This is a genomic window from Daejeonella sp. (assembly GCF_037719425.1).
GTDB lineage: Bacteria > Bacteroidota > Bacteroidia > Sphingobacteriales > Sphingobacteriaceae > Daejeonella.
On the sequence record NZ_JBBJNI010000168.1, the window covers coordinates 4422 to 7835 of the forward strand.

Consider the following 3414-nt stretch of genomic DNA (forward strand, 5'->3'; position numbering starts at 1 on the left):
GAACATGCCTCTGAATATAGCATTGATAAGCACAAGATCGGTATCATCGGTTTTGGCCGCATCGGTCGTGAGACTGCGAGAGTTGCCCTGGGCCTTGGAATGGAAGTACTTGCTTACGATCTGTTTGAAGTGCCCGCAGAACTTGACATCCAACTTGCAGGGAACATTCGGGTAACTTGTCCTATTAAAGCTTTAAGTTTAGATCAAGTAATTAAGGAAGCTGATTTTATTAGCTTACATGTCCCTTTCTGTGACAGGCCGGTTTTGGGCAAAGAAGAATTTGACAATATGAAAGAAGGCGTTGGGATCGTGAATTGCTCACGGGGCGGTACACTAAATGAAGAAGCATTACTCGAAGCCTTGAACTCTGGGAAAGTCGCGTTTGCAGGCCTGGATGTTTTTGATAATGAGCCAACACCGCGTCAGTCACTATTAACTCATCCAAAAGTGTCGCTGACCCCGCATATCGGAGCATCAACTAATGAAGCACAGGAAAGAATTGGAACTGAGCTGGCGAATCTGATTATAGATTTTTTCAAAACAGTAAAGGTTTAGATGTCATTGTTAGGTTTGTATCTGTCGTATATATAAAATGCCTTCGATCAAACCCTTTTGTGGAATACGACCAAACCCTGATTACGCAGGTAAGGTTGTGGTTGATATGGAGAATTTAAGCCTCCGGGAGGCCAAAATTATCCGGCAGGAGAACCCGTATTCATATGTGAATATGCTGGTTCCGAAGCTGGATAATCTTTTTTTACGTGGTTCCAAAAACGAGCTAGCGTTCAAAAAAATTAATGAAAATTTCGAAGAGTTTCTTGAAAAAGGTGTCCTGATACAAGATGCAAAGCCATCAATATATGTGTATAGTGTCTCAAGGGACGGACATACGCAAACCGGCATCTGGACGGTTACATCTGTTAATGATTACCAAAGCAATAAGATAAAAAAACATGAACTGACTAAGCCCGAGCGTGAGGCCGTTCTGATCGATTATCTTCAGCAGACGGGGATAGATGCAAATCCCGTTCTTATCACTTATAACGCGGTTCCTGCAATAAACGAGGTTATTCGTAAGATAAGCCAGAGTAGTCCGGATCTTTCGTTCAGCAAGGCCGGAGCATTACATCAGTTGTGGAAAACAGACGACAGGCATGATTTAAGCAGAATCATAGAAGAATTTGAAAAGCTTCCTTCCGCCTATATTGCTGACGGCCATCACAGAGCTGCCGCAGCATCTCTATTAGCACTAGAACAGCGTCGACTAAAGCCAGGGCATACAGGAAAGGAAGAATTCAATTTCTTCACGACGGTTTACATGGCTGCTGATCAGTTGAAAATATATCCGTTCCATCGCCTGGGCAAAGATTTGAAGGGGAAATCAGTTCCAGGGTTTATTGATCAACTTACGAAATATTTCAAGGTAGAAAGCTCTGATGGCAGTTTTATTCCTGACAAACTTCATGAATTTGGGATGTACGCAGGAGGGCGATGGTACAAATTAACCGCACTCCCTGAAACTTACGGATCCGGAAGCCCGGTGTCAGAGTTGGATGTTACTATCCTTCAGGAGACGGTTTTTAACAGCATTTTAGGGATTTGTGATCCTAGGATCGACCCAAGAATAAGCTTTATTGGAGGTACTACTTCTCCAGGCGATCTGGCAGCCCAAGTTGATCAAGGTGTCTACGCGGTAGCTTTTACCTTATTTCCTACCTCTATTGATCAACTTATCAAAGTAGCTGATCAGGGAGGAGTGATGCCCCCGAAATCTACCTGGTTTGAACCGAAATTCCAGGTGGGATTATTGGTACATAAGATTAATTAGGGAAGCAAATTACGATGTATTTTCGTATTTTTACCTATATAGAAACACATTTAGCAACCTGCCTGGATGATGAAATCTGAAAGAAAAATAGCTATGATTTTCCAGCATGTTAAAGCAGAAGATGAGGATCATCTCGATGTCTCATTTTGGCTTAACAAAACCGTGTCGGAACGTTTATCTGAAGTAAGCCGCTTAAGAAAAAACTATTTTACCTGGGTGAATGGCTTTTTCCCCGAAAAAATTGAAAAAGTTTTTCAGCAGAGGAAATTATGATTTTCGAACCTGATTTCATCGATTTTATTCATTTGCTTAATCTGCATAAAGTCGAATACATGGTTGTTGGGGCTCATGCACTGGCATATCACGGCCGGCCACGCAATACCGGAGATTTAGATATTTGGATAAAACCAAGTTCTGAGAATGCCATGCGAATGGTTTCGGTGTTAAATGATTTTGGTTTTGGATCGCTGGGTTTAATAGAAAATGATTTTTTAAGAGAAAATTATGTAACCCAATTAGGATATCCGCCTTTGCGGATAGATATTTTAAATGCTATTTCAGGTGTTGGTTTTGATGAAGCTTACACCAATAAAATTCAGGGAGAAATAGATGATCTTGAGGTTAATTTTATCAATGTAACCGAATTCATTAAAAACAAGCAGGCCTCAGGAAGGCAGAAGGATCTCGGTGATATAGCTTCTTTAAAGAAGGGGAGGCTTTAATTGTTAGATTTTGCGCTGAACGGTGCTATTTCCAAGTTTTCATTATAAATCATACACTTCTCCCTTTGTCGCGATCTCAGAATCATACCCATTCTCTTCCAGAGATTGCTTCAAACTTTGCATGGAGGAAATCTCTCCATGAACAAGAAATACTTTTTTAAGCTTTGAGCTATCCTGTTGTTTAACGAAATTCAAAAGGTCGTTATGATCGCCATGACCGCTAAACAGATCAGTTTGCTTAATAGTGGCGTAAACTGATAACTCCTTGTGCCTGATATTGACTATAGGGTCGCCGCGGAGCAAGCGATTGCCCAGCGTGCCTTTTGCGCAATATCCAATGAAGAGGATCGTGCAGTAATAGTTGGAGATATTGTAATAGAGATGATCTTGTATCCGCCCGCCTTCCAGCATCCCCGCAGAGGATATTATTATACAAGGTTCGTAATAGTTAGAGATTGCCTTGCTTGCATTCATATCCTGAATGTATTCCAGGTTTTCAAACTCAAATTCATCCCCCTGCATCTTATAAAAATCCTGAGCCTCACTATTCAACAGGGGATGGTGTTTTCTAAAAATATCTGTGGCATAGGTGGCCATCGGGCTATCCACGAACACTTTCACGCGAGGAAGCAAGCCTTTGGAAAAGATCCTATTCAGTGAATAAACCAAAGCCTGAGTACGGCCAACGCTAAAGGCTGGTATTATCAACCTTCCCGGAGATTTAATGCAGGCTTCGTTTACCGTCTCTGTAAGGAGTTCTTCTACGCTTTGAGTGGCTTTGTGCCACCTGCCCCCGTAAGTTGACTCACAAACCAGATAATCAACTGGTGGTAAAGTTTCCGGATCATTCAGCACAGGATAATT

At 41.7% G+C, this 3414-nt stretch carries 5 protein-coding genes; 4 read left to right on the top strand and 1 reads right to left on the bottom strand.

Translation table 11 applies throughout. The annotated features are described in order from the left end of the window. The 4 genes from WKF69_RS17060 to WKF69_RS17075 all read left to right on the top strand — a co-directional run. Positions 1 to 555 (top strand): NAD(P)-dependent oxidoreductase (locus tag WKF69_RS17060; protein WP_340383432.1); only part of this gene is annotated, 555 nt, incomplete at its 5' end. Positions 556 to 592: 37 nt separating this feature from the next. Further along, positions 593 to 1828 (top strand): DUF1015 domain-containing protein, encoded by a 1236-nt coding sequence (locus WKF69_RS17065; RefSeq protein WP_340383433.1) that lies wholly within the window; start codon positions 593 to 595, stop codon positions 1826 to 1828. 66 nt (positions 1829 to 1894) lie between these two features. Then, positions 1895 to 2101 (top strand): hypothetical protein, encoded by a 207-nt coding sequence (locus tag WKF69_RS17070; RefSeq protein ID WP_340383434.1) that lies wholly within the window; start codon positions 1895 to 1897, stop codon positions 2099 to 2101. After that, complete coding sequence (locus tag WKF69_RS17075) at positions 2098 to 2550, top strand: hypothetical protein (protein ID WP_340383435.1); 453 nt, start codon at positions 2098 to 2100, stop codon at positions 2548 to 2550. Before WKF69_RS17070 ends, WKF69_RS17075 begins: the two co-directional genes overlap by 4 nt. A 42-nt stretch (positions 2551 to 2592) precedes the next feature. On the opposite strand, the gene WKF69_RS17080 is transcribed toward WKF69_RS17075, so the two are convergent. Continuing rightward, the coding region (locus WKF69_RS17080; RefSeq protein ID WP_340383436.1) for an MBL fold metallo-hydrolase at positions 2593 to 3414 on the bottom strand (822 nt) is incomplete at its 5' end.